Here is a 21,288-nt window from a genome sequence, read left to right on the forward strand (position 1 = left end):
TTGCTGCCCACAAATTAGGGCTTACTCTCAGTATATGAAGGCGAAAGCGCTTTTGCTTTCCCAAATGTAAAGAAGTTTAAAGATTATACAACGTTACGGTAGCAGATCCGACAACAAAAAGGGCGACATCATGTCGCCCTTTTATCTATCAATCATCCCTTTCAGGAAGCATCCGCCGTTCCCGGCAGCGTTTCCGGCAGCTGGGCGGCGAAACCGCGCAGCCCGACCACGTGGACGTGTTCGTGATTATTAAACACTTTACGCACGAGTTTGTAGGTAGTGCCTTTTTCCGGACTGATGTTTTCCGGCGCGGCAATAATCAGCTGCATCTCGAGACGCTCGCACAGCTCAAACAGCGTGGCGATAGAGCGGGCATCGAGACGCGCCGCTTCGTCGAGGAACAGCAGACGGCATGGCGACAGGTCTTTTCCGCGCAGACGGCGAGACTCGTCTTCCCAGCTCTGCACAACCATCACCAGAATTGACATCCCGGTACCGATCGCTTCCCCGGTCGACAGCGCACCGGATTCCGCGCGCAGCCAGCCGTCTGAACCACGGTTGACTTCCACTTCCATCTCCAGATAGTTGCGGTAGTCGAGCAGCTCCTCGCCGATGGTCTGCGGCGTGCGTTGCCCCATATCAATCTGCGGATTCAGGCGTTGATACAGTTTCGCCAGCGCTTCGGAGAAGGTCAGACGGTTACTGTTAAACAAATCCTGATGCTGTTCATGCTGTTCAGACAACACGTCAAGCAGCGTCGAATGGGTTTCCCGTACGTTGACATTCAGCCGCACGCTGTTGACCTGCCCGAAGGAGACGCTCTGCAGACCCTGGTTGAGCATACGGATACGGTTCTGCTCGCGCTGGATGGTCTTACGAATGATGTTGGCGACGCTGCGGGAGCTAATGGCCAGCTTCTGTTCGCGGTTAGTCAGTTCTTCCGTCAGACGGTTGAGCTCAATCTCCATCTGTTCAATCGCTTCAACCGGGTCATCGGTGCGAATAATATCCTGACGGATACGCTCGCGCAGATGCTGATAAACGGCGACGAAGAACTGAATTTTACGCTCAGGACGTTTTGGATCTTCCGAAACACGCAGCACATCGCGCAGGTGTTCGTTATCCGACACCGCCAGACGCAGCGCACCAAGGGCTTTATCCGACATCGAACGCAGTTCATCCGCAGAGAGATAGGCCAGCTCGCGACGGTGCAGGCGGCGTTCGACGCCGTTGTCTTTCACCAGACGCATGACCGCACACCAGCCCGCTTTGGCACTCACTACCTGCTCACGCATTTCACAGTAGTCGCGCTCAAGCTTACGCAGCTTGCGGGTCAGGTTGTCCATTTCCGCTTCGCAGAAGGTCAGCGCTTTCTCGAGCTGGTTACGGCGTGCGCGGTTGTTGCTTAACTGCGTATGCAGCTCATCGCGACGCGAACGGGCGCGTTCTTCCGCACCGCTATCGGCACGAACGCCGATCTCCTGCAGCTCTTTATACAGATCGCCCAGCAGCTCTTTTTTGGTGTCATAAGAGCTTTTCAGCGAGGCCAGTACCTGATTGTACTGGTTGAGCTGCGCAGAATGGCTGCGCATTGCCTCACGGGCGCGGCTACGTTCCGTTTCAGCCTGCTCCAGACGCTGGCGCAGTTTTTCGTTCAGATCGCTGTTACCGCTCAGCATTTCCGCCGAGTCGGAGTAGCTGAAGTGGGCGCGACGCTGCACCACTTCGCTCAGCGCAAACGCCTGCTGACGCGCATCACGCTGCGTCTGCTGCGAATAGAGATAGTCTTCTTTCAGCTGTTCAAACTGTTCCGGATCGCTTTGCAGTACCGAAACGATCGGCTCCAGCTTCGCCAGCTGATTACCGTGCTGCTGAATAAAGCGCGCCGCTTCCTGGGCTTCATCCAGACGTTCCTGGATTTCGTCCACCCGGTCAGCCAGCGTGTCGTCCGCCAGCAGGCTAAGACGCGGCAACAGACGGTTAAGGGCTGACACGCCCTCTTTCGCCTGCTCAAACTGCACCCGGTTCTGCTGATTATCACTTTCGTGCGTCGTCAGCGCGCGCTCCAGCTCGCCACGGCGGCTGTTGAGCTTGCGGATTTCTTCTTCCGGATCGTCTTCGAAGGCGACCGCCAGATGGCTGCCGATAAAGCGGCTGAAGGCCTGATGCTGACGCTGCGTTTTCTGCACATCAAAAGAGAGAGTCGCAAAACGCTCGGATAAATCTTCACGTTCGGCGTGCAGACTCTCGATGCGGCTTTCACGTGCGGCGCGACCAAACAGCGGCAGCGTCGGGAAGCGTGAATAACGCCATTGGCGATCGGCGACCTTAACCACCACCGCTTTTTCCATCTCATCGACGCTGAATACGCTGTCATCGAATGACTGCGGATCGCCTTCGATCAGATAGAGATCTTCCGGGCAATCTTCCAGCCCTTCAAGATGTTCGGTGATCTGCGACAGATCCGGTACCACGATCGCATGGCGTGACGGGCCGTACAGTGCGGAGAAGTACGGCGCATCTTCGAGGCTGACATCGTCATAGATTTCCGACAACAGCACGCCGCCAAAACGTTCCGCCAGCGCATTAAGACGCGGGTCTTCAGAACCGCCAGGCTGACTGAGACGCTCGATCTCTTCGTCAATGGCCCGTTTACGTGCGCCAACTTCGTCACGCTCAACAATCGCTTCGCGCTCGCGCTCCAGCAGCTGCTGCAGATATTCGGTGACGTCCTGGCTCGATTCAAACTGTTCGCCGCTCTGCTCGCAGAGCTGGTTAAGGCTGTTCTGTGCCGCCAGCCAGACCGGCGCGCGACGCAGCAGAGACTGGGTGCGCGACTGCAGCTGCTCCAGCTCCTGGCGCAGGTTCATGCGCTGCTCGCTGGCGGAAGAGACGCTATCGGACAACGACGCAATACGCGCTTCCAGCTCCTGATGCAGGGCTTCCAGCTCGTCAAAGTCGTAACGTTTACCCTGGCGCTTGCAGAAATCGCTCAGCTGACGTTCGGCATCCTGCTGTTCGCGCAGGCGCTGTTCCAGCTCGGTCAGTCGGCTGCGCAGCCCTTGCGCTTGCTCGGCATGATGTCGCTGATTCACGCCATCACGCAGCAGTTCCCGCGCGATGTCCCAGGCTTCATTTCGCGCCAGTGGGCCATTAATCGCCGCCACCAGCTGATAAGCCTGTTCAAACTGACCGTGCGCCGTTTGCGCGACGCTCATTTTTTGTTCCAGCGACAGCATTTTCTCCGTCGCTTCTTGCTCTTTCGCCTGGAAGGTCTCCAGCCATTCACCGGCGCTTTCCGGGGTTAAATCCGGCAAATGGCACAGCGCTTTTGCTCGCTCCAGCGCCTGCAGCGCCTGGTTGTACTGAATCGCCCGGGTCTGCTGCACGTCCAGCGCCTGCTGGTAGTCAGCAAGCTGGCTTTTCAGCTCATCCACTTCCAGTTCAGCAGCTTCTGCGCGGGCTTCGTTCTCTTCCTGCAGATCGGTCGCTTCTGCAACCACTTCATTCTGCTCTTCAAGACGAATCTGCAGCTCTTCGAGGTCCGCTTCATAGCGCTCGATTTTTTCCTGCTGACGCAGCGCGGTTTGCACCAGATTCAGATGGTCGCTGGCAGCCTGATAATCGGCTTCCAGATCGCCCTCTGCGCCGTTATGCTCCTGCAGTTCGCGGGCCATATCGACGTGCTTGTACTGCTCTGCCGCCAGCTGCGCCCGTGAGGTAAACAGGTCGCGACGGTACTCCAGCGCTTTGTCCAGATGCACCCGGCGTTCGTTGGCGTGGCGCATGTAGTCCGCCGCCACGTAGTTCGTCGCTTCGCTGATCAGGTGTTTAAACAGGTCACGATCGGACTGCGTCACCCGGATCGCTTCAAGCGTCATGCGGTTTTCACGCAGCGCGGCTTCCATGTCCTGGAACGCCTTACGCACGCCGCTGTTTTCCGGCAACAGATAGTCGCGCAGCGAGCGGGTAATGGTGTTGGAGATGCCGCCATACAGCGAGGCTTCAATCAGGCGATAGTATTTACTACGATCCGAGGCCGAGCGTAAACGACGGGCGACCACGCCCAGATCGAACATTAGCGAATGATAATCGGTAATCGAGTTGAACTGCTTAAACTGCACACCTTCCATCGCTTCGAGCTTCTCTTTCAGCTCATTGAGGCTCAGAACACGCGCCTGGCGTTCGTTCAGGGTCTCGGTCAGCAGCTGGGTTGGCTGAATCGCCATCGGCAGCCCCTGGATCGCAAAGGGCTTGATATCCACTTTACGATCGCGACCGGCGATTTGCTGCAGGCGCACGCCCACGACTACGCGTTGATGATGGGAGTTGATAACGTCCAGCACTGAATAACAGACCCCGGCACGCAGCTTACCGTGCAGGCCTTTATCGCGCGAACCGCTGGTGGCGCCGGCCTCGGTGGTGTTACGGAAGTGCAGCAGGGTCAGGTCAGGGATCAACGCCGTGACGAAGGCCGCCATGGTGGTTGATTTCCCGGCACCGTTACCGCCGGAGAGGGTCGTGACCAGCTCATCCAGATCGAAGGTTCGGGCAAAAAAGCCGTTCCAGTTAACCAGCGTTAGCGAGCGAAATTTACCGCGTTCAATCATTACTCTTCCTCCCCGCTATCCGGCTGATGCTCTTCATTTTCGTCATGAAGCTGCAGATGATTTTCCAGCGCCATCGCTTCGCCGTCGCGAATCATACGCAGCTGCGCTTCGCGCGGATCGTCGCCCACGCGCACGTCAGCGCCAAAGCGGAAGACCGATTCGGTAATGCGGAATTTGCTGCTGTCATGGCCCATAAACCAGACCATGCCCAGACGGCGCAGACGGTTGAGCGAGGCGCGGACTTTTTCCTGCAGCTTCTGGCGGTCGAGATCTGAACCGGTGGAGCGGTTGTTTACCAGCTTCAGCAACTTGGCTTCGTCGGCCAGGCTCAGCAGCTCATCGTACAGCTCCTGTTGGGTAAAGATCCCTTCATTGGCCAGACGCTCCGGGCTGAGGTAGAGATAGCAAAGAATTTTGCCCACCATCATATCCAGCTCGGACAGCACGGAACGCGGAATCAACGTGGTGGAACGCGGGCGCAGATAGAAAAACCCTTCCGGCGCGCGAATCAGCTCAACGTTATAGCGAGCGTAAAATTCTTCCAGGTAGTCCTGGAAATCCATCAAAAATGCGTGATTATCCAGCTCGTCCAGACCCACATGGCGGCCTGCACGCAAGGCGCTATCCAGCGCCGGAAATAACGGATTGCCCAACGCCTGCGCCAGTTTAACTGGCATCACTTGTTCAATATTTGTCGATGACATGCGCCTGTACCTTGGCTCCGTAATCATTAATCGGCTGCCATTTTGCCGGCAGTCCGGTGAAATCTGCTTGTGCGACGCCCAGGCGAACGGCCTGATCGACAACGATTCGCGCCACATCAAAATGGCGAGCTCGCGGATACTGCGCCAGATATTCGCGCACCACCAGACCCAGATCCAGCGGCACACCTTTGTCTTTATAGACCACCAGCTGCGCTTCAATCAGCGCGGCAAGCTGTTCGCGAATTTCGTTAAACTCTTCGTACTCCAGATCGGCCGGAAGTTCCCCGGTGACCTCTTCGTCGCGCAGCGCCATCTCTTCATCACGCATATCCAGCAGACGATCGGCGCTGGCGTGAGTCAATGCCCACGGCGCATCAAAATAGGTTTGAATCGACTGGCGCAGACGCTGAGCGAACACGCGGTTTTTATCCATATCGATAGCGGTACGGATAAATTTATGGACGTGACGATCGTAGCCGATCCACAGGTCGATAGCCTGTTGGCCCCAGCTGACGATGCGGTCGAGTTTGCTTTGCAGATCGAAAACCAGGCGGTCAACAAAATGCAAATCATCGCGCGCGATTGTCGCGTCCTGAATTCTCAACAGGTTTGCCTGGAGCTTGTCGCCCGCGGCGTCCAGCGTATCCTGCAGCTCACGCAGCGTACCTGAGGTTTCTGACAGCAGCAGTTCACAGCTGGAGATCGCCGCACGCCAGTCTTTATTCAACAGCTGAGCGATATCATCTTTAACCAGCTGCTGCTGCTCATCCATGATGCGCTGCGTCAGGTCGATACTGTCGAAAATCTCAGCCACCGAGTATTTCAACGGCGCAAAGACGTTGCGATGCCAGTGAAACTCATCGCCGCCCTCTTCAGCGGAATCGGCGGCGCGCTTAAGCTCACCGGCAACGATCGACAGCTGCATAGACAGGCGCAGAGTAGAGAATTCGCGTTGGCGAATATAGTAGTCGGTAATGCCGATACCCAACGGCGTCAGGCGATAAATGGCATTACCTTCCGTAATTTCGCTGGTAAAGCGGTTCAGCAGACGCTGGCGCACCATATCGTTAATCGCGTTATTGGCGCGCTGGCTGATGGTTTCGCTGGTCTGCTCAAACGCATCACTGACGTGGCGGAACGCATCCACCAGTTCTCCCTCAGTCATTTCCCCTTCGAGCCGCTCGCCGTTCAGCGTAGCAACCGCCAGCAGAAAAGAGAGTCTGTCTACCGGCAGCGAAATAGAAAAATCATTTTTTCTGGCCCAGGCAACCAGTTCGGGGACTGTCTGGGAAAATTCACTCATAGTTTATCCTTGCATCTGCGGCTTAAGCGCTGTGACATGAATGTAGCGACCCAGGCTGATATACGGCTCCTGGCGACAGTAGCGCGTCTCCAGCTCCAGCAGCGCCGCAAAATCGTCGCGCTGTTTGCGTTTTTCACGCAGATAATCATGAAACACCCGCACGCCGGTTTTCCCGGTAATGTGCCAGCCCTGCTCTTCCAGCCAGCCATAAACCTGCTGCGGTGAGCGCGGATAGTCCGGCGACAACGTGCGTTTTTTCTTTTTCGGCATGCCAAGCTGTACGTAGTCGAAGTTTCCGACCACCATATTGTGCATCAGCAGACCGTTAGCATTGTAGAACATTAGCGACAATGCACCGCCGGGTCTGACAACGGACCACAGCGCACGCAGCATCTCCTGCGGTTCAGCCACCCACTCCAGTACCGCATGAAACAGTATCAGATCGACCGGGGTTTCCAAATGCTGCGCAATATCCTGAGCAGCGCATTGTACAAAATGCATGTTGTCGATCACACCTTTATCGACAGCCGCCTGTCGGGCGCGAGCCACCATTTCGCCAGAGAGATCGCACAACGTCACATGATGGCCCATTTCCGCCACTTTTACCGCCGTCTGGCCTTCCCCGCCGCCCGCATCCAGGACCCGGAGCGGTCCTGGGCCGAGCTGGCTCAGTAACGGGTGGAGATCCTGCCAGAGGATCGCCTGGCGCAGTTCGCCCTTGGTGGTGCCGTAGATATTGCGCGAAAACTTTTCAGCCATGTCATCGAAATTACGATCCTTCACCGGCGACCCCACCTGCCAAAACAAAACCGCTATTTTGTCATACCCACGCGGAGAATGTAGCGATCTGTTATAAGATCCGGGCATAACTTTGGTTATATGGTTAAAAAAGGAACCACCTGGCATGCTTTTTACTCTGAAAAAGTATTTCGGCGGCATGATGCTGCCGCTTCCCCTGTTGCTGTTGCTGATTGCCGCAGGCATCGCGCTGCTGTGGTTCAGCCGTTTCCAGCGAACCGGAAAAGTATGCGTCAGCGTTGGCTGGTTGCTGTTGGTTGCACTTAGTCTGCAGCCGGTGGCCGATGGTTTGCTCAAGCCTATCGAGGACAAGTATCCAACATGGCGCGGCAGCGAACGGGTTCAGTATGTGGTGGTGCTCGGCGGCGGGTATACCTGGAATCCTGACTGGGCACCCAGCTCCAACCTGATCAACAACAGCCTGCCGCGACTGGCTGAAGGGATCCGACTGTGGCAGGAAAATCCGGGAGCGAAGATGATCTTTACCGGCGCCGCGGCGAAAACCAACCCGGTCAGCACGGCTGAAGCCGGTGCCAGAGTGGCGCAAAGCCTTGGCGTCCCACGCAGCGAAATAATGGTTCTCGATAGCCCGAAAGATACGGAAGAGGAAGCCGCCGCGGTCAAACAGGCCATCGGTGATGCTCCTTTCCTGCTGGTGACTTCCGCGTCGCATTTACCCAGAGCGATGATTTTCTTCCGCCATGCCGGGCTCAATCCGCTGCCGGCGCCGGCTAATCAGCTGGCGATTGAATCGCCGCTCAACCCGTGGGAGCGCGCGATCCCGTCGCCGGTATGGCTGATGCACAGCGATCGTGTCGGGTACGAAACGCTGGGACGCCTCTGGCAGTGGCTAAAAGGGGTATCAGGCGAGCCAGGGCAGGAGTGATTTAGCCGCCAGATCAAACCGGGTGCGGTCAAAGCGCCCGGTATTGACCAGGTTGTCCACCTCATCCCACAGCAAATAGAGCCAGCGCCGCCATACGAAAGATTCTGACACGGGCGCACGGCGCAGATAATGCCACAGCAGTTGTTCCGCCTGCCCGCCGTCAGACAGTCGGAACAGCTCGTATTCACGTGGCGCCCAGAGCATCATGCCCGGCCCAACCATTGCCAGCAGCTGATCGCTACGCGGGTCTTTCAACATACTGCGCAGCGTAAAGCTCCCGTGCACCAGCACGCAGTTATCACTGAAATCTTCAAATAGCGCCGGGAGGCACTCCCGGGAGCGGAACAGGATCCGTTTGTCCTGCATCGTCAGGCCGGTGTCCTGATACAGGTTTAGCGTACTCCACAGCATCTCTACCCGCTGGCGATACCAGTTCGACCACAGATTTTCCTGTGTGCTGTCGACCATACCAACACAACCACCGCTGTCATGACGGTGCCAGGCCAACAGGGCTTCAACGATCTGCTCCTGTAGTTGGTCCCAGCGTTGCGGCGTCCGGGCTGGCGCCTCCACGGAAACGCCGCGCAGTCGCTCAATCAACAGCACATCAGGCCCGGGATGCTCTTCATGAGTTAACACCCCGTACACCACCGGCATCCGCGCGGTGCCGCTGCGTGCAAGCATCGATATTTTCCAGGCCAGCTGGCGGGCAATGCCGGGCGTGGTGAAGCTCCTCGCCAGCAGCGGTAACGGATTTCCCTGTGCATCGTAGAGCGACCATAGCGCCGACAAGGGCTTCTCGCTGACACACTCCACGCGGCTGAGCTTTTCTCCCAGCAGGTGGCTCAGTTCGGTTCGCAACTGTTCCATTCAGATTACCCCTGTGAATACTACTGGTTTCATAATGAGCGCCAGCCGCAGGGATGTCATCGGGTGAGATCAAATTTGGGGTAAAAAATATGGAAAAACAGCGTGAGGATATCCCCTCGCGATGGAGGGGATGAGGAGATTATCGTAGCTCTGCGCGAACGCGGGCCAGATCTTCCGGCGTATCGACACCGGTGCCGGGAACCACTTCAGCCACCGCAACATGGATTTTTTCGCCGTACCACAGCACGCGCAGCTGCTCCAGCATTTCAATCTGCTCCAGCGGGCCTGGCGCCCAGCTGACGTAGCGACGGATAAAGCCGGCGCGATAACCGTAAATCCCGATATGACGTAACAACGAATCGCCAATGGTCTCGCGAGACTGCGCAAAACGATCGCGATCCCACGGGATCGTGGCTCGGGAGAAGTAGAGCGCGTAGCCCTGCTCGTCCATCACCACTTTCACCGCATTGGGGTTGAAGGCCTCTTCGGCATCATGAATCGGCACCGCGAGCGTCGCCATACCGCAGGTATTGGCCGCCAGATTCGCTGCCACCTGACGCACAATCGCCGGTGGAATCATGGGTTCATCACCCTGAATATTGACGATGATGGTGTCGTCACTAAAGCCGCATTTTTCGACAACCTCGGCCAGACGTTCAGTGCCGGACTGATGGTCAGCGCGCGTCATGCACACTTCGCCTCCGGCGGCTTCTACCGCACGCGCCACCTCATCATGATCCGTCGCGACGATAATACGTTCAGCCCCGGACTCACGCGCGCGTTCGAGCACGTGCACGATCATCGGCTTACCGTTGATATCCTGTAACGGTTTTCCGGGTAAACGTGTGGAGGCAAAACGGGCAGGAATAATGACCACGAAACTCATGAGTGGCTCTCTCCGACGGCTAATGCGCGGGCTTCGGTTTCCAGCAATACGGGAATGCCGTCACGCAGCGGAAAGGCCAGGCTGTCAATTTTACAGATCAGCTCTTGCTTATCCTGGCTGTAGTAGAGTTTACCGTTGCAGACAGGACAGGCGATGATTTCTAATAAACGGTGATCCATAGTTCCTCCTGATGGACCGAATAGATTCCGCAGCAGCATATCACATGATGACAAGCTCAGGGATCCGTTTGCGGCAATGGCTGCGTGAGCCATTGCCAGGGGTTCAGGCTGAGGCTATTTCCCAGCCCTCGCGCCGGTCAGCAAACAGTCCTGGCGGCAAACGTCCCAGGGTCACCTGTTGTGCCGACTGCCAGAGGGCAAAGGCTTCTATTGCACGTATCAGCCCTTTTTCCAGCCCGGCGCTAACCTTTACTCCCTCTTCCAGCCACAGCGAGATAATTTCCAGTATCCCGGTTTTACGATGCACTTTGCTATCCATTCTGCCCACCAGTTTGCCCTGATGCAGCAACGGCAGGACAAAGTAACCATACTGACGTTTAGGCGCCGGGGTGTAGCACTCAAGACGATAGCTGAAATTGAATAGCTGTTCGGCGCGTTTACGGTCCCAGACCACCGGGTCAAACGGTGAGAGCACGGCGCTATGGCTGGCAGTGAGTTTGCCACCGGGCGTGGATTCAAGCAGCGCTCGTGTTTCGTGATGGAGCCACATTTCGCCCAGGTCTTCAACGTTCACCGGCGTCACCACTCCCTCGTCCTGCCAGCGCTTGAGCAGCGTCGGTAATGCGGGCTGACGTAGCCGGTAATAGTCTGCCAGCCACTGGGGACGGAAAATACCGAGGCTGCGGGCGCTATTACGCAACATCAGTGCTTCGGCATCGGCCTGCGACAGCGCATCGCGCTCATCGTCCCAGTGCGGCATTACCCGATGCGTCAGGTCGTACACCCGCTGAAAATTACGTCGTTCTACAACCATGACTTTCCCGGCGGTAAACAGCCCTTCCAGATGGCGTTTATGCGGCTTCCACTCCCACCAGCCGCTGGTACCTTTGCGCGGGTGTTCAAAATCAGCGGAACGTACCGGGCCGTTGTGCGCTATATGCTCCAGCAACTGTTGAATGTCAGCAGCGTGTTCAGCCATCCATCCTTTGTGGTATTTCCAGCCCATATTATCCGGCGTCAGCATGCGGTGGCGTACCAGGGCGAAATCGCTGCGGGGTAAAAAGCAGGCTTCATGGGCCCAGTACTCCATCAGTTCGCCGCTGCGTAACGCCTCTTCCAGCCAGGCTGGCGAATAGTTCCCGAGACGGCTAAAGAGCACCAGATAGGGGCTGCGGGCAACGACGTTGATGGTATCGATCTGCAGCAGTGACATCTGCTGGATGGTGGGGAGAATATCGCTGGCACGAGCACGGCGCCGGGGTGTTTTCAGTAATCCCTGCGCCGCAAGATGGAGATGGCGGGCATCTTTAAGTGAAAGTTGTAATACCGACATGCAGGTTCTCCGTGAAGGACTCCGGCACAGCGTTATTGAGGCTTACGTTGCGCCAGCGCGACCAGTTCCGTCAGCAGCTGCTGAGCGCGTTCATCCGCCATTATGGCGTCGACGGGCAAATACCACCAGTTCGCTTCGGCAAAACCGCGGCATTTCACTGCGTCTTTTTCAGTCATCAGCAGCGTTTGCTGGGCCGTTACGAGAGCGGAAACGCTCGCCTGGGTCAGCGCCTGATGGTCTGCCAACGCCACGGTTTTCACCGGCAGTACGCCGCAGCTTTCCAGGGTGGCGAAGAACCGCGGAGGATGGCCGATTCCGGCCATAGCGACCACATTGTCGAAGGAGGCCACGTCACGCCGTTCACCGCTGAGTAAATTCACCGCCAGCCCCGGACGCAGCTGCATCGGGATCTCTCCCATTCGCGCCACGCCGCCGTTCACGATGATGGCGTCGACGCTCTGCAGGCGTGACGCGCGTTCGCGCATCGGTCCTGCCGGTAGCCACCAGCCATTACCAAAACGACGCACGCCGTCAATCACCACAATTTCTTTGTCCCGCGCCAGCTTATAGTGCTGCAGGCCATCATCGGTAACAATGAGCTGGAGATCGTGGGCCGCAAGCAGAGCGCTTACCGCATCGCTACGAACCGGCGAGACGGCAACCGGCGCCCCGGTACGTTGGAAAATCAGAACCGGTTCGTCACCGGCCTCGGCGGTACTGGTGTTGGAGCTCAGCAGCAACGGATAGCTTGCCGCTTTCCCGCCATAGCCGCGGGAAACCACACCAACACGAATGCCGCGCTGCTTGAGCTGCTCCACCAGCCAGATAACTACCGGAGTCTTACCGTTGCCCCCGGCAGTCAGGTTACCGACAACCACCACTGGAACCGGCGCGCGCCAGGCTTTCTTCAGCCCCAGCCGATAGCTGAGGCGAATCAGCCCGCTCACCAGGCCATAAAGCCAGGAGAGCGGGAGCAACAGCCGCCATAACGGCGACTCACCGGACCAGATTCGGGCAATCATTGGCCAAACTGCATCTTATGCAGTTGGGCATAGACGCCACGATGTTCCAGCAGATCGGCATGACTACCACGTTCTACGATACGACCATCTTCTACCACGACGATTTCGTCGGCTTGCTCGATGGTAGACAGACGGTGCGCAATCACCAGCGAAGTGCGGTTTTTTTGCAGTTCGTCCAGTGCCGCCTGGATGGCGCGTTCAGATTCGGTATCCAGCGCCGAGGTTGCTTCGTCGAGGATCAGAATCGGGCTGTTACGCAGCAGCGCTCGCGCGATGGCAATACGCTGACGTTGACCGCCAGAGAGCAGAACGCCATTCTCACCAATAACGGTATCAAGGCCGTTATCCATTTTGCTGATAAAGTCCATCGCATAGGCCATCCGCGCGGCTTCTTCTATCTGCTCGCGGCTGTACTCATCCGTACGAGCATAGGCGATGTTGTTCGCCACGGTATCGTTGAACAGATGCACGTTTTGCGACACCAGCGCCACCTGATTACGCAGCGAGGCCAGGGTATATTCACGCAGATCGTGACCATCCAGCTTAATCTGGCCTTCATCGATATCATAAAAGCGGGTAATCAGGCTGGCGATGGTCGATTTACCCGACCCGGAACGCCCGACCAGAGCAACCGTTTTGCCTTCCTGAATGCTCAGATCGATATTGCGCAGCGCCGGCGTTTCACGCCCTGGGTAGGTGAAGGTGACATTGTTGAACTCAAGGTTGCCCTTCGCACGCTCAATCACCAGCTTACCTTCGTCTTTTTCCTGTTCGGAATCGAGGATAGCAAACAGCGTCTGGCAGGCCGCCATACCGCGCTGGAACTGGGCGTTGACGTTAGTCAGCGATTTCAGCGGACGCATCAGCGCGATCATCGAAGAGAACACCACGGTGATCGTACCGGCGGTCAGCGTTTCCATCACGCTTGGGAAGCTCGCCGCGTAGAGGACAAACGCCAGCGCCAGCGAGGCAATCAGCTGAATGATAGGATCAGAGATTGACGAGGCGGAGACCATTTTCATCCCCTGCAAACGCATTTTGTTGCTGACCTTATCAAAACGTTTGGTTTCTACGCCCTGGCCGCCAAACATCAGCACTTCTTTATGGCCTTTCAGCATCTGTTCAGCGCTGGTGGTCACCTGCCCCATCGTATTCTGCATATTTTTACTGATATTACGAAAACGCTTGGAGACCACACGGATTGCGATGGAGACGATAGGCGCCAGCACAATGAGAATCAGCGACAGCTGCCAGCTGTAATAGAACATCATCACAAACAGACCGATGATCGAGGCGCCTTCACGCACCACGGTAATCAACGCGCTGGAAGAAGACGACGCCACCTGCTCGGAGTCATAGGTAATACGTGACAGCAACGTCCCCGTGGACTGCTTATCAAAGAAAGAGACCGGCATTCCCATCATATGGCTGAACAGGCGACGACGCATCGTCATGACCACTTTTCCGGAAACCCAGGAAATACAATAACTTGAAATGTAGCTGGTGATGCCACGCAGCACCATCAGGCCAATCACCACCAGCGGCATCCATAGCAGCACCGAGCGATCCGTTTTACCAAAACCATCATCCAGTAACGGTTTAAGAAGCGATAGCATGAAGGTATCACTCGCTGCGTTAAAGACTAACGCAACTGCCGCGACGATCAGTCCGGGTTTAAATGGCGCTATAATCGGCCAAAGTCGGCGGAAGGTCTGCCACGTGGAGAGATCTTTATCGTTCTGCATTCAATAAACCAGCTTATGTTGAAATAGCCGCATATTCTACCCGTTATCCACGGTCTCGCCAAACCACTGATGATACCAACGCGGTAAAAGTTGATCTCGTAAGCCGTGGATTTGCCAGCTTTCTGCGGAAAAAATAACCGTTATTTGCCCCTGATGGGGCGTATCGAGCCACCGGTAACCTTGCTGCCGGTAGCGCTGCACAACCTTATCTGATGGCATGCGCCAGGCATTGTATCGCGACACCGAAGCCAGCGCCGCCGCTCCGCCAACCCGCTGCAACAGCGCGAGGGAAGACGATGTATTGCTGCCATGATGCGGGACCTGGATAAGTGTAGACGCAAGATGCTGCCAGTAGTGACTCATCATGGCTCGTTCTGCTTGAATTTCAATATCTCCGGTTAACAGAATGCTGTGTTTGCCATCGTCAATGCGCACCACGCAGGAGCGATTATTGCCCGCCGTGTTTGCCCCTGGGAGCGGCCAGAGTGCACGAAAGGTCAATCCCTGCCAGCGCCAGCTTTCACCTCGCCGGCACGGGAGATGTCCCTGCCAGCCAAGCGGACTGCGGATCCACAGGCCGGGCCAGGCCTTCAACAGTGAATTCAGTCCACCACGGTGATCGAGGTGCTCATGACTTAAAATAACCCCCTCAGGGAGCAGGTTATGCCAGCGCAGCCACGGGATAATAATCTGCTGCCCGCTATCGCCACCGGGCCAGGCCAGCCCGGTATCATAGAGAATCGCCGCGCCTTCGCGTTCGATAACCAGTGCCAGTCCCTGCCCGACATCAAGCATCGTGACCCGCCACTCCCCTTGCGGCAACGGACGCCAAAAAGGCCAGCTCAACAGCACCGTGCTGCTGAAGCACAGCGCCGGGAGCGAACGCCAGGCATGAAAACGCCAGATAAGGAGCAACAGCCAGGGCAACAGGCTCACCCCTGCCCAGCGAAAATCCAGGCTCAGCCACCCTGACGGTAACTGACGTAAAAACCAGAATAATCCGGCCAGCAGGCGATCGGCCAGCGCCCATAACGCCATCTCGATAACCACGGGACCACTGAGATGCAGCAACATGGCTACCAGAATACAGGGAACGATAACAAAGGTGACCAGCGGCACGGCAATAAGATTAGCCAGCCAGGAGGTCAGACTGATACCGTGGAAAATAACAATCTGAATCGGCAGCAGTAAAAACATCAGGCCAAGCTGCAGGTGGCTTAATGCCAGTATCTGTCGGAGCGGCCAGCGCCAGCTGTGCAACGACACGGGCACAACCTGATACCAGAAAATCAGCGTTGCGACGGCAAATGCTGAAAGCCACAGGCTGTCCGATAACACCGCCAGCGGGTCGGCAAGCAGAATCGCACCGATACAGCATAACCACACCTGCCAGGGCGACCAGCGTTTGCCGAATAATCGCAAACCTGCCGCCGTGCCCAGAGCAATACAGGTCCGCAGGGCCGGCGGCTGCATTCCGGTCAACCAGGCGTAACCGAGCGCACAGATCAGGCCTGCGAGTAACGGCGTTTTCCAGTTGATCCATCGGCAAGGAAAAAAGAACTGTAGGCCACGTACAGCTACTCCACCCAGCAGTGCGCCTAACGCGATATGCAGACCAGAGATCGCCATCAGGTGTGATGTTCCGGTCTCTTGCATCAGGCGTTTGATCTCCCCGGGTATCACCAGCCTCTCCCCCATGCCGAGTCCGAGGATCACCGACTGCCAGGGGAACGTCTCAAGGGTACGACCTAGCGATGCCAGAAAACGCGCCCGATAGCTGCATTCAGGGTCGATAGCTTGCGCTGAGGTGAAGCGGCCGCTCAGAGAACGATGCTGTGATAGCGCGTAGCGCTGGCTGTCAAAGCCTCCAGCATTAAGCTGGCTATGGACCGGACGAAGCCGGACCGCCATCTTCCAGCGCTGCCCGGCACAAGGCGCAATGGGAAGAGGATTGCCATACAGCGTAACACCCGGGGCCGGAAACAGCCGCTGCCCGTTCACATGGGTGATAATCCCCTGATGGGTTGTCCCGGCGTCGGTTGCGGTCAGCGTTATCTCAACTGACGGGTGGCTACCGGCTAATGCGCGGGTTGGCCAGAGTGCCTGGTGAGCGCTCAGCACACCCCATGCAAAAAAGAGGATAGTCAGCGCCAGGTAGCGTAAGACACCGTGGCGTGAAAAAGAGAGCGCGATGGCCCCGAGGATGCATCCCTGAACGGCGGTCAGCGTCGGCAACACCGGCAGTACCAACAGCGGGAATATTCCGGTTATGACGCACGCTGCCAGCTGTGATAAACGCATGGTGACCTCCCTGTTGGCGGGAAGTATTACGTGAATGAGAGAGAGCGTCAGCTGCCTTTCTACGATTCTGGATTGCGGTTTCCGCAGCGTTGGCCGGATTACTGCAAAAGCGGAGTACGAATTGCGAGGAGCAGCAAATTGCAGGCATAAAAAAAGCACCGGTCAGGTGCTTTTTTTATCTTCGGAGTACGTAGTCGCCGTGTGGCGAGACTTACTCTTCGTAAATATTGGCGCGGTCGCGTAGTTCTTTCCCAGGCTTAAAGTGAGGAACGTACTTACCTTCCAGTTCGACTTTATCGCCAGTTTTCGGGTTACGCCCGGTGCGAGGTGCTCGATAATGCAAAGAGAAGCTGCCGAAACCGCGGATTTCAATGCGCTCACCTTGAGCAAGCGTTGAGGCCATATGCTCCAGCATCTCTTTAACAGCATCTTCAACCGCTTTCGCAGGAATGTGAGATTGCTGGCTGGCAAGTCTTTCTATCAATTCGGACTTGGTCATTATTCCTCCGGTTTCCTTCAAGGCAAATTAGCTAACTGCTTTAAACAAGGGCGGCCGTAGCCGCCCTTTGTGCATGATTACAGGACGAATCCTGCAATCTGTCAAGTAAACTCGTCATAATTCAGGTTGTTATAACCTGAATGACTAAGATTACTCGCCTTTAGCTGCTTTGAAAGCTTCAGCCATTGCGTTGTTAGAGAAGTTTGCATCTTCCTGTTTGTTAACAGTTGCGATTGCATCTTTCTCATCAGCTTCGTCTTTAGCACGAACAGACAGGCTGATTGCGCGGTTTTTACGATCAACGCCGGTGAACTTAGCTTCAACGTCGTCGCCAACGCTCAGAACCAGAGTTGCATCTTCAACGCGGTCGCGGGAAGCTTCAGAAGCGCGCAGGTAACCTTCAACGCCGTCAGCCAGTTCTACGGTTGCGCCTTTAGCGTCAACTGCAGTGACTTTACCGTTTACGATTGCGCCTTTCTTGTTCAGTGCAACCCAGTTGTTGAACGGATCTTCTGCGAGCTGTTTAACGCCCAGGGAGATACGCTCACGCTCTGCGTCAACCTGCAGAACAACTGCTGCGATTTCGTCGCCTTTTTTGTATTCACGAACTGCTTCTTCGCCTGCAACGTTCCAGGAGATGTCAGACAGGTGAACCAGGCCGTCGATGCCGCCGTCCAGGCCGATGAAGATACCGAAGTCAGTGATAGACTTGATTTTACCTTCAACACGGTCGCCCTTGTTGTGGGTTTCCGCAAACTGCTGCCACGGGTTGTTTTTGCACTGCTTCAGACCCAGGGAGATACGACGACGTTCTTCGTCGATATCCAGAACCATAACTTCCACTACGTCGCCAACGTTAACAACTTTGGACGGGTGGATGTTTTTGTTGGTCCAATCCATTTCGGAAACGTGAACCAGGCCTTCAACGCCTTCTTCGATTTCAACGAAGCAGCCGTAGTCGGTCAGGTTGGTCACGCGACCGGTCAGTTTGGTACCTTCCGGATAACGCTTAGCGATAGCTACCCACGGATCTTCGCCCAGCTGTTTCAGGCCCAGAGATACACGAGTACGCTCGCGGTCGAACTTCAGCACTTTAACAGTGATTTCGTCGCCAACGTTTACGATTTCGCTCGGGTGCTTAACGCGTTTCCACGCCATGTCGGTGATGTGCAGCAGGCCGTCAACGCCGCCCAGATCAACGAATGCGCCGTAGTCAGTGAGGTTCTTAACGATACCTTTGACTTCCATGCCTTCCTGCAGGTTTTCCAGCAGCTGATCGCGTTCTGCACTGTTTTCGGATTCGATAACAGCACGACGGGAAACAACAACGTTGTTACGCTTCTGATCCAGCTTGATTACTTTGAACTCAAGCTCTTTGCCTTCCAGGTGCAGCGTGTCGCGAACTGGACGAACGTCAACCAGGGAACCTGGCAGGAACGCGCGAATACCATTCAGCTCAACAGTGAAGCCACCTTTAACTTTGCCGTTGATGACACCGACTACAGTTTCAGCTTCTTCGTAAGCTTTTTCCAGCGTGATCCAAGCTTCGTGACGTTTAGCTTTCTCACGGGACAGCAGGGTTTCACCGAAGCCGTCTTCTACTGCATCCAGAGCAACGTCAACTTCGTCACCAACCTGGATTTCCAGCTCGCCCTGGGCGTTTTTGAACTGCTCTGCCGGAATGGCAGACTCAGATTTCAGACCGGCGTCAACCAGTACGATATCTTTGTCGATAGCAACAACAACACCACGAACGATGGAACCCGGACGGGTTTCGATTGTTTTTAAGGATTCTTCAAATAGTTGAGCAAAAGATTCAGTCATGTTTAATCTTCAGGTTTCATATTTAACGTCCACCTGGCTCCGTGCCGGATGGGGTTGTTTAACATACCCGCTAACACTCCATTGCTGCGGGGGTACTGCTATAATTCGGAGGCCGCGTCGCTTAACGATCAGGCGACAGCCAGTTTTTCGCGCGCATAGTGTAGCGCTTTTTCAATTACTTGCTCAATGTTTAGTTCAGTCGAATCGAGAACTAAAGCATCAGCGGCCGGGACAAGCGGCGCCACGCTGCGATTGCGGTCGCGATCGTCACGCTCTTTTATCTCGGACAAAAGACGTTCAAAGTTAACACTAAAGCCCTTATCCTGCAACTGCAGCATGCGCCGATGGGCGCGCTCTTCAGCGGATGCATCGAGGAAAATTTTCACTGGCGCATCGGGAAATACCACGGTTCCCATGTCGCGTCCGTCGGCGATCAGGCCCGGCAATTCGCGGAACGCACGCTGGCGACGCAATAAGGCTTCACGCACGCGTGGAAACGCCGCCACTTTTGAGGCGGTATTGGCGACTTCCTGGGTACGGATCTCGCCGCTGACGTCTTCCCCCTCAAGCACCACTTCCAGGCTGCCGTCAGTGGAGATAAAACGCACGTCCAGATGCGCGGCCAGCGGCACCAGCGCCTCTTCAGATTCAACATCTACATGGTGATGCAGCGCGGCAAGTGCCAGCACACGATAGATGGCACCGGAATCCAGCAGATGCCAGCCCAGCGCTTCTGCCATTGCCTTGCACAATGTGCCCTTACCCGCACCGCCAGGCCCATCAATGGTGATTACCGGAATCGTTGCCGTCATCTTTTTCTCCTTCAGCAAGGCACATAGAATGTAAACGCCGCGCATTATACGCATCTATACGCGGGAAAGTGAGCATTGCTTGCAAATTACGGACTACCAGAAAAGGATCGCAGAAGAATTGCGCAATTATAGCGGGCTGATGGAATATCAGCCCGGGAGATGACAATGTTTTACTTTTTGTTTTACGTTTTACGTTTTACCGAGACACATTACGCCAGGGTGCTGATACGAGCCAGCTGCTCGAAGTAATCCGGGAAGGTTTTCGCCGTACACTTCGGATCGAGAATCGTCACCGGCGTATCGGAAAGCGCCACCAGCGAGAAACACATCGCCATACGATGATCGTTATAGGTGCCGATCTCCGCAAACTGCAGCGTCGACGGAGGTGTAATGCGGATGTAATCCTCTCCCTCTTCCACTTCGGCGCCCACTTTACGCAGCTCTGTTGCCATCGCAAACAGACGGTCGGTCTCTTTGACGCGCCAGTTATAGATGTTACGTAACGTGGTGGTCCCTTTTGCAAACAGCGCCGCGGTGGCAATGGTCATTGCCGCATCCGGAATATGATTCATATCCATATCGATGGCGTTCAGTTCGCCGTGCGTGCAGGCAATAAAATCGTCGCCCCAGGTCACGGTCGCGCCCATTTTTTCCAGCACGTCAGCAAAGCGAATATCGCCCTGAACGCTGTTACGGCCAATACCGGTCACTTTCACCGTACCGCCTTTAATCGCCCCCGCGGCGAGGAAGTACGACGCCGATGAGGCATCCCCTTCAACCAGGTAATCACCCGGCGACTGGTACTGCTGATTGCCCTTAACCACGAAACGCTGGTAGGCCTGGTTTTCGACCTCAACGCCGAAGGTTTTCATCAGGTGCAGCGTGATATCGATATACGGTTTTGACACCAGTTCGCCTTTAATGGCGATAACGGTATCCTGCGGCGCCAACGGGGCTGCCATCAGCAGCGCGGTCAGGAACTGGCTGGAGACGCTGCCGTCTACTTCAACCTGACCACCGGCAAAACCGCCACGCAGGCGCAGAGGCGGATAGTTTTCCTGCTCCAGATAATCAATCTGCGCGCCACCCTGGCGAAGGGCATCCACCAGATGACCAATCGGGCGCTCTTTCATGCGCGGTTCGCCAGTCAGCACGATATCGTTACTGCCGAGGCACAGCGCCGCCGCCAGCGGACGCATGGCCGTTCCGGCATTACCGAGGAACAGCTCGAGGGCATTACCGGCCTGCAGCGGCCCGGCGTTACCGACAACGTCACAGCGGGTACGGTCAGAAGACAGGGTGTAATGAACTCCCAGGGCGCTCAGGGCATTCAGCATGTGGCGAACATCGTCGCTGTCCAGCAGGTTGGTCAGCACCGTGGTGCCACGGGCTAATGCCGCCAGCAGCAAAGCGCGGTTAGAGACACTTTTTGACCCAGGCAGGTTTACGGTGCCATCTACTCGCGCAATGGGTTGTAACGTCAGGGATTCCATCAGACTTAACTCTCAAACAAACA

At 56.1% G+C, this 21,288-nt stretch carries 16 protein-coding genes; 1 reads left to right on the forward strand and 15 read right to left on the reverse strand.

Annotated features, from left to right (window positions below):
- Nucleotides 1-161: 161 nt before the first annotated feature.
- The 4 genes from mukB to cmoM are packed head-to-tail and all read right to left on the reverse strand — an operon-like array spanning nucleotide 162 to nucleotide 7,400.
- A complete protein-coding gene (mukB, locus tag ACMYSP_RS04190; protein WP_123756180.1) occupies nucleotides 162-4,610 on the reverse strand; it encodes a chromosome partition protein MukB in 4,449 nt (1,482 codons plus the stop codon).
- Complete coding sequence (gene mukE / locus ACMYSP_RS04195; RefSeq protein WP_123756179.1) at nucleotides 4,610-5,314, reverse strand: chromosome partition protein MukE; 705 nt, start codon at nucleotides 5,312-5,314, stop codon at nucleotides 4,610-4,612. Before mukE ends, mukB begins: the two co-directional genes overlap by 1 nt.
- Entirely contained in the window at nucleotides 5,295-6,617 is a 1,323-nt protein-coding gene (gene mukF / locus ACMYSP_RS04200; protein ID WP_032688584.1) for a chromosome partition protein MukF, read from the reverse strand. The genes mukE and mukF overlap by 20 nt, the downstream gene beginning before the upstream one ends.
- Before the next feature lie 3 nt (nucleotides 6,618-6,620).
- Entirely contained in the window at nucleotides 6,621-7,400 is a 780-nt protein-coding gene (gene cmoM, locus ACMYSP_RS04205; RefSeq protein ID WP_434585714.1) for a tRNA uridine 5-oxyacetic acid(34) methyltransferase CmoM, read from the reverse strand.
- A gap of 121 nt (nucleotides 7,401-7,521) precedes the next feature.
- Here cmoM and elyC point away from each other — a divergent pair, with 121 nt between their 5' ends.
- Complete coding sequence (gene elyC / locus ACMYSP_RS04210) at nucleotides 7,522-8,301, forward strand: envelope biogenesis factor ElyC (RefSeq protein ID WP_434585715.1); 780 nt, start codon at nucleotides 7,522-7,524, stop codon at nucleotides 8,299-8,301.
- Here the strand turns inward: elyC and ACMYSP_RS04215 are convergent.
- The 11 genes from ACMYSP_RS04215 to aroA form a co-directional block, all read right to left on the reverse strand.
- Nucleotides 8,278-9,171: a YcbJ family phosphotransferase gene (locus ACMYSP_RS04215; protein WP_434585716.1), complete on the reverse strand. Its 894-nt coding sequence runs from the start codon at nucleotides 9,169-9,171 to the stop codon at nucleotides 8,278-8,280. The genes elyC and ACMYSP_RS04215 overlap by 24 nt on opposite strands.
- 139 nt (nucleotides 9,172-9,310) lie before the next feature.
- Nucleotides 9,311-10,057 carry a 3-deoxy-manno-octulosonate cytidylyltransferase gene (gene kdsB / locus ACMYSP_RS04220; protein ID WP_434585717.1) on the reverse strand — a complete coding sequence of 249 codons (747 nt, stop codon included), beginning with the start codon at nucleotides 10,055-10,057 and terminating at the stop codon, nucleotides 9,311-9,313.
- Entirely contained in the window at nucleotides 10,054-10,236 is a 183-nt protein-coding gene (ycaR, locus tag ACMYSP_RS04225; RefSeq protein ID WP_123756174.1) for a protein YcaR, read from the reverse strand. The genes kdsB and ycaR overlap by 4 nt, the downstream gene beginning before the upstream one ends.
- Nucleotides 10,237-10,339: 103 nt before the next feature.
- Nucleotides 10,340-11,569 (reverse strand): winged helix-turn-helix domain-containing protein, encoded by a 1,230-nt coding sequence (locus tag ACMYSP_RS04230; RefSeq protein ID WP_434585718.1) that lies wholly within the window; start codon nucleotides 11,567-11,569, stop codon nucleotides 10,340-10,342.
- 32 nt (nucleotides 11,570-11,601) lie between these two features.
- Entirely contained in the window at nucleotides 11,602-12,591 is a 990-nt protein-coding gene (gene lpxK / locus ACMYSP_RS04235; RefSeq protein ID WP_434585719.1) for a tetraacyldisaccharide 4'-kinase, read from the reverse strand.
- Nucleotides 12,588-14,336 carry a lipid A ABC transporter ATP-binding protein/permease MsbA gene (msbA, locus tag ACMYSP_RS04240; RefSeq protein WP_434585720.1) on the reverse strand — a complete coding sequence of 583 codons (1,749 nt, stop codon included), beginning with the start codon at nucleotides 14,334-14,336 and terminating at the stop codon, nucleotides 12,588-12,590. Before msbA ends, lpxK begins: the two co-directional genes overlap by 4 nt.
- 36 nt (nucleotides 14,337-14,372) lie before the next feature.
- Complete coding sequence (locus ACMYSP_RS04245) at nucleotides 14,373-16,637, reverse strand: ComEC family protein (RefSeq protein WP_434585721.1); 2,265 nt, start codon at nucleotides 16,635-16,637, stop codon at nucleotides 14,373-14,375.
- A gap of 211 nt (nucleotides 16,638-16,848) precedes the next feature.
- Nucleotides 16,849-17,136: an integration host factor subunit beta gene (gene ihfB, locus ACMYSP_RS04250; RefSeq protein WP_004100704.1), complete on the reverse strand. Its 288-nt coding sequence runs from the start codon at nucleotides 17,134-17,136 to the stop codon at nucleotides 16,849-16,851.
- A 150-nt stretch (nucleotides 17,137-17,286) separates the two neighbouring features.
- Nucleotides 17,287-18,960 (reverse strand): 30S ribosomal protein S1, encoded by a 1,674-nt coding sequence (gene rpsA, locus ACMYSP_RS04255; protein WP_004860074.1) that lies wholly within the window; start codon nucleotides 18,958-18,960, stop codon nucleotides 17,287-17,289.
- 128 nt (nucleotides 18,961-19,088) lie between these two features.
- Nucleotides 19,089-19,772, reverse strand: coding sequence for a (d)CMP kinase (gene cmk / locus ACMYSP_RS04260; protein ID WP_434585722.1), 684 nt, complete (start codon nucleotides 19,770-19,772; stop codon nucleotides 19,089-19,091).
- A 209-nt stretch (nucleotides 19,773-19,981) separates the two neighbouring features.
- Nucleotides 19,982-21,265, reverse strand: coding sequence for a 3-phosphoshikimate 1-carboxyvinyltransferase (gene aroA, locus ACMYSP_RS04265; RefSeq protein ID WP_434585723.1), 1,284 nt, complete (start codon nucleotides 21,263-21,265; stop codon nucleotides 19,982-19,984).
- Nucleotides 21,266-21,288: the final 23 nt, after the last annotated feature.

It is taken from the genome of Klebsiella sp. R390 (genome assembly GCF_051131745.1).
Taxonomy (GTDB): Bacteria; Pseudomonadota; Gammaproteobacteria; order Enterobacterales; family Enterobacteriaceae; genus Klebsiella.

Excerpts from the sequence above, each read along its gene's own strand:
- mukB (WP_123756180.1), bottom strand. The coding sequence starts at position 4,610 with ATGATTGAACGCGGTAAATTTCGCTCGCTAACGCTGGTTAACTGGAAC.
- mukE (WP_123756179.1), bottom strand. The coding sequence starts at position 5,314 with ATGTCATCGACAAATATTGAACAAGTGATGCCAGTTAAACTGGCGCAG.
- mukF (WP_032688584.1), bottom strand. The coding sequence starts at position 6,617 with ATGAGTGAATTTTCCCAGACAGTCCCCGAACTGGTTGCCTGGGCCAGA.
- elyC (WP_434585715.1), top strand. The coding sequence starts at position 7,522 with ATGCTTTTTACTCTGAAAAAGTATTTCGGCGGCATGATGCTGCCGCTT.
- ACMYSP_RS04215 (WP_434585716.1), bottom strand. The coding sequence starts at position 9,171 with ATGGAACAGTTGCGAACCGAACTGAGCCACCTGCTGGGAGAAAAGCTC.
- kdsB (WP_434585717.1), bottom strand. The coding sequence starts at position 10,057 with ATGAGTTTCGTGGTCATTATTCCTGCCCGTTTTGCCTCCACACGTTTA.
- ycaR (WP_123756174.1), bottom strand. The coding sequence starts at position 10,236 with ATGGATCACCGTTTATTAGAAATCATCGCCTGTCCTGTCTGCAACGGT.
- ACMYSP_RS04230 (WP_434585718.1), bottom strand. The coding sequence starts at position 11,569 with ATGTCGGTATTACAACTTTCACTTAAAGATGCCCGCCATCTCCATCTT.
- lpxK (WP_434585719.1), bottom strand. The coding sequence starts at position 12,591 with ATGATTGCCCGAATCTGGTCCGGTGAGTCGCCGTTATGGCGGCTGTTG.
- msbA (WP_434585720.1), bottom strand. The coding sequence starts at position 14,336 with ATGCAGAACGATAAAGATCTCTCCACGTGGCAGACCTTCCGCCGACTT.
- ACMYSP_RS04245 (WP_434585721.1), bottom strand. The coding sequence starts at position 16,637 with ATGCGTTTATCACAGCTGGCAGCGTGCGTCATAACCGGAATATTCCCG.
- ihfB (WP_004100704.1), bottom strand. The coding sequence starts at position 17,136 with ATGACCAAGTCCGAATTGATAGAAAGACTTGCCAGCCAGCAATCTCAC.
- rpsA (WP_004860074.1), bottom strand. The coding sequence starts at position 18,960 with ATGACTGAATCTTTTGCTCAACTATTTGAAGAATCCTTAAAAACAATC.
- cmk (WP_434585722.1), bottom strand. The coding sequence starts at position 19,772 with ATGACGGCAACGATTCCGGTAATCACCATTGATGGGCCTGGCGGTGCG.
- aroA (WP_434585723.1), bottom strand. The coding sequence starts at position 21,265 with ATGGAATCCCTGACGTTACAACCCATTGCGCGAGTAGATGGCACCGTA.